This window comes from Bacillus sp. MYb209, assembly GCF_002975175.1.
GTDB lineage: Bacteria > Bacillota > Bacilli > Bacillales > Bacillaceae_G > Bacillus_A.
Genome location: NZ_PCNZ01000089.1, coordinates 1 through 4,613 on the forward strand (window position 1 = coordinate 1; position 4,613 = coordinate 4,613).

Genomic DNA, 4,613 nt, shown 5'->3' on the forward strand with positions numbered 1-4,613 from the left:
TAGTAACGTGCTTTTAACTTCAAGAATAGTCTAAATCCTTAAGTTGATGGATGTGGGGTCCCGCCAACCAAATGACATAAAACTCACTTTAAGCAAATTTCGACAAAATAAAAGCCGATTTCCTGTACGCTAAGAAATTGGCTTGTTTAGATGTTTTTGAAATGGTAACCCTACATTAATAAAATAAGAATTATTCACCTAATTGTTTATTATAAATATTGATTGAATGTACATTCTCTGCTAATAAGTTATCTGCTATTTGCTTTAATACCTTTGGCTCCCTTAGTTCTTCATTATCAAACTTCACTAACTCATTTATCTTAATCCACTTACTGTCTGAGATTTCTTCCTCTTCAAGATACAATGAGCCACCAGTAACATCGGCATTAAAATGAAACAGAATAACTTGATTATTTGTACTACTGATAAAATTATATACCCCAGTTGTGCTATTAAGTTTTACATCAAAGCCCGTTTCTTCTTTCACCTCCCTACGAGCTGCATGGAGGATGTTTTCACCATATTCAATGCGTCCACCCGGAAAGTTCCACTTACCAATGACGGTTGGTTTATTTTCTTTTATCATTAAGATTTCGTCATCTTTAAATATTGATACACTAACTACTAAAACAATTCCATTTTGGGGCATTCTATTTCCTCCAGTATTTTACATTTATTACAATAGGCTATCTTATGAAGAAGTTAATTTGATAAATTCATCCACATCTTTAATGCATAATTCAATTCCTTTTTTCCAAAAAGCTTCCGAAGTGATATCTTCGCCTAAATGTTTCATCACTAAATCTTCTGTGCACATACTCCCTGAATCGCGAAGCAAATCTAAATAATATCTTTCAAATTCTTTACCTTTTTCTTTTGCCTTTGCAAATAAGCTCAATGCAAACAAATATCCGAATGAATATGGGAAATTATAAAAAGGAGATTGCGTAATATAATAATGTGGAGTCCATATCCATGAATGCAGTGAAGGATTATCAAGAGAACCATCATATCCTTCATCTATTGCTTCTTGCATAATTTCATTTAATCGTGATGATGAAACAATTCCTTCTTTACGTTCTTCATAAAATTTCTTTTCAAATAAAAACCTAGAATGAATATTCATGAAATTCATGACACTACGCTTTAATTTCTCATCAAGTAAAAATAATTTTTCATTAGTAGATTTAGCTTTTTGCATTGCCGCATCTAATATAATCATCTCTGAAAACGTTGAAGCAGTTTCAGCAATGCACATTGGATATTGTTTATTCATTCCATGAATAGATTTCATTGCATCGTTATGGAAGGCATGTCCTAATTCATGAGCAAGTGTTAATACATCTGTAATTGTACCGCCAAATGTCATGAAAACTCTTGATTCTTTCGAAAGTGGAAATCCTGAACAAAATGCAACAGCTGACTTATTTGCACGATCTTCAGCTTCTATCCATCCTTCACTAAATGCCTTTTTAGAGAAATTTTCTAATTCTGTTCCGAATTCACTGAAGTGCTCCAAAATAAAATTAACAGCATCTTCATATTCTATTTTTTGATTTTTTGTTGTAATAGGTGCCCAAAAGTTAAATGATTTCATCTTTTTATAGCCATTTATTTTTGCTTTTTGATTTAGGTAGTCAGTGAAGGGTTTTTTAAATTTATTAACTACAGACCACATCGCATGAAGCGTTTCCTCCTTCATACGATTTTTAATTAAAGATTCTTGTATTACATTATCCAAGCCACACTTCTTGTAAACTTGTAATCGAAAGCCTGCAATATGATTTAATATTTTCGCAAATAGTTCTTCATTCTCTTTCCAGGTATCTTCTAAAGCATTATGAGATTCTTTACGAACTTCTTCATTAGGATGTGAACGTAAGTTGATAGCTTGACCTACTGATAAATTTTTTTGTTCTCCATTTATTTGAACTTTAATCGTAATATTATTCATAAAAGAATTATAAAATTGTCCCCAAGCATGATATCCATCTACCATGAGGTCTGATACTAAATTTTGTTCTTCATCTGAAAGGTTTGTCTCAACATCTTCACGCCATTCATTCAGTATAAAGTTATAGTTTGCTAAAACATCCGTATTCAGTAGACCCTGCCACAAATGGTAATCAATTTTTACTAGAGTATTTTTCACTTTTTTCAATGCAGATTCAAAACGAGTATTTATTATCGTAATTTTCCCTTGCAGAATTATAGCATGCTGATCTTTTGGACTTTGAGCAAGAAGACAGGTTATAAAAGAATTTGCTTGAGATATATTAGTTCGAATATCTCCTATGTACTCAATTAAAACCGCAACATTAATTGATTCATTTATTTTTTGTGGAACATTAAAAGAATTTGTTTTTTTTTCGAATTCAGAAATTTCTATTTCTAAATGTCTTATATGTTCATGTAATTGAGATGATTCACTTCCACCTAGGAACAGACTATCTAAGTTCCAAACTTGCCGATACTTTGTTTCGCTCAATTATTTCTCCCCCTTAAATTTTAACAATTCAGTAATAATCGAACATACATTCCCATCTTATCACATCATGGAACATTAATAAGTGTTATTTAACTACCTTGCGCAATTGCTTAAGTATATTGTTAATTCATTGATATAACCAAAAACGGTCGTTTTTGATAAGGAGGGGTTCAGTTTGCAAAATCAGAATACTATCATTAAGAATGATTGTTGGATCGCTACCCCTGAATTATAATTGATATACTAAAAGTTTTTCTTTTTGCCAAACGGGCTAGTTTATGGGGAATGACCAATATTTATAGGGGGGAAAAATATGATTAGAAACTATGAAATTTTAACAAATACGCCCCCAACATTAGATGAATACATATATTTGTGTTCAAGTGTTGGGTGGAAAGATTTTATGAATTTTGATGCTGCAGAAATTTCAATACGGAATTCTGTATTCTCCGTTATTGTTAAAGATAATCATAACATCATAGGAATGGGAAGAATTGTAGGGGATGGTGCTATTTATTTCTATATTCAAGACATAGTGGTTCATCCCGACTATCAAGGAAAAGGTATTGGCAAGGAAATTATGAAGGTCCTAATGAAATATCTTGAAGAAAATGCACCAGATAAGGCATTTGTAGGTTTGTTTGCTTCAAAAGGAAAAGGTGAGTTTTACGAAAAATATAATTTCAGAAATTACTCACCTAATATGACAGGAATGTTTAAAGTGATTTCCGAATGAACTAAGGAAAAATTGGATTTGTTAAATGGCAATTCAATTGGCTAGAGTTTTTTGAACCTTCCACGAGAGGGCGCTTCAGCGGAAGAACGAATTGTTATACCCCATAAAAACATAAAAGGAGTATTGCTTATGACAAAAATAATAATTGAAGACCAAATAGCAAATGACATCCCGATTATAAGTATGTTTCAAGAAGGATTATTAAATTGTCCATTGGTACTGTATATTCACGGGTATGGAGCAGACCGTGAACAAGCTATGGACTTTGGGTATATGCTTGCAAAGAAAGGTTTTTACTACATAAGCATGGATTGTAAAGGACACGGTAAGAGAAAACTAGAAAATGATTGTAATAAATTCTCTGAAGTCTTTCCACCAGATACTGGTTTGGACATATATGTCCATATGCATGAAGTTATAGAACAATCTGCAATAGATATACAAACTCTTATTAAATATTTTGAAAGTAGAGACGAGATTGACTCAAATAAAATAGGAATATCAGGTTTTTCTATGGGAGGATATGCATCATTTTATATCGCAGCAAATAACCCGGATATAAAAGTTGCAGTTCCGATAGCAGGAAAGCCAGCTTTTACTAAAGCATGGAAAGACAGCATTCTCTCAACAAATACTTATGAACAATGGAGTAAACAGATTCAGGAAGCAGAAAGAGAGATAGACAAAAGAACGGAGTATTTTCAAACGATAGACCCTTTTGAAAGGTTGAGTAGTTTTTCACCAAGACCACTATTAATAATTAATGGTGATCAAGACACTGATTCTCCATACATCTATTCATTAGAGCTTTATAAAGAATTATTACCAGTGTACTCCGAACATCCTGAAAACCTTCAACTAAGTATGCCTTTTGTAAATCATCAATTTAATTATAGTATGAAACTTGAAGCATGCAATTGGTTTGAAAAGTATCTTGTCTAAGTTGCCTGTTCATCAATAGGGGGCTTTAACTTAACAAGACAAAATTAAAAAGTCGATTCTTAGCGTACAGGAATTTGACTTTTTTAGATTGAAATTTGCTTAGCGTATAATATGTGCGTTTTGTCGGCAGGACCCCATGCCCATCAACTTAAGAAAACAGATTCACCCCAAAACGAAAAAATGAGCTTAATTCTCATATATAACTGTCGAGAGATAAAATTTTTGTTTTGGTGGTGCTTCAAAATATTAGCTTGATGGCGATGGGACTGAACCCCTAATACTTTATTTTAATAATGACTCTTTTCATGAAATAAAACTCGGTTATCAGTCTAAACCATTTTTTAGATCTAACAATAACAAGTGTGCTTCTTTGGTTCTGGTGCAAAGATGGCATTTATTTGAAAGAGGTATATAGATTCCTAATGGAATCTATTCTTATGCAGCCAT

The 4,613-nt window shown here is 32.3% G+C and carries 4 protein-coding genes; 2 read left to right on the forward strand and 2 right to left on the reverse strand.

The features are described 5' to 3' along the window. Positions 1-190 precede the first annotated feature (190 nt). On the reverse strand, positions 191-649 hold the full coding sequence (locus CQZ94_RS30240) for an NUDIX hydrolase (RefSeq protein ID WP_002139656.1): 459 nt from the start codon (positions 647-649) through the stop codon (positions 191-193). Positions 650-691: 42 nt separating this feature from the next. Beyond that, positions 692-2,488, reverse strand: coding sequence for a M3 family oligoendopeptidase (locus CQZ94_RS30245; RefSeq protein WP_105588376.1), 1,797 nt, complete (start codon positions 2,486-2,488; stop codon positions 692-694). A gap of 316 nt (positions 2,489-2,804) precedes the next feature. Here CQZ94_RS30245 and CQZ94_RS30250 point away from each other — a divergent pair, with 316 nt between their 5' ends. After that, positions 2,805-3,224: a GNAT family N-acetyltransferase gene (locus CQZ94_RS30250; protein WP_374954565.1), complete on the forward strand. Its 420-nt coding sequence runs from the start codon at positions 2,805-2,807 to the stop codon at positions 3,222-3,224. A gap of 129 nt (positions 3,225-3,353) precedes the next feature. Continuing rightward, positions 3,354-4,166, forward strand: coding sequence for an alpha/beta hydrolase family protein (locus tag CQZ94_RS30255; protein WP_105588378.1), 813 nt, complete (start codon positions 3,354-3,356; stop codon positions 4,164-4,166). Positions 4,167-4,613: the final 447 nt, after the last annotated feature.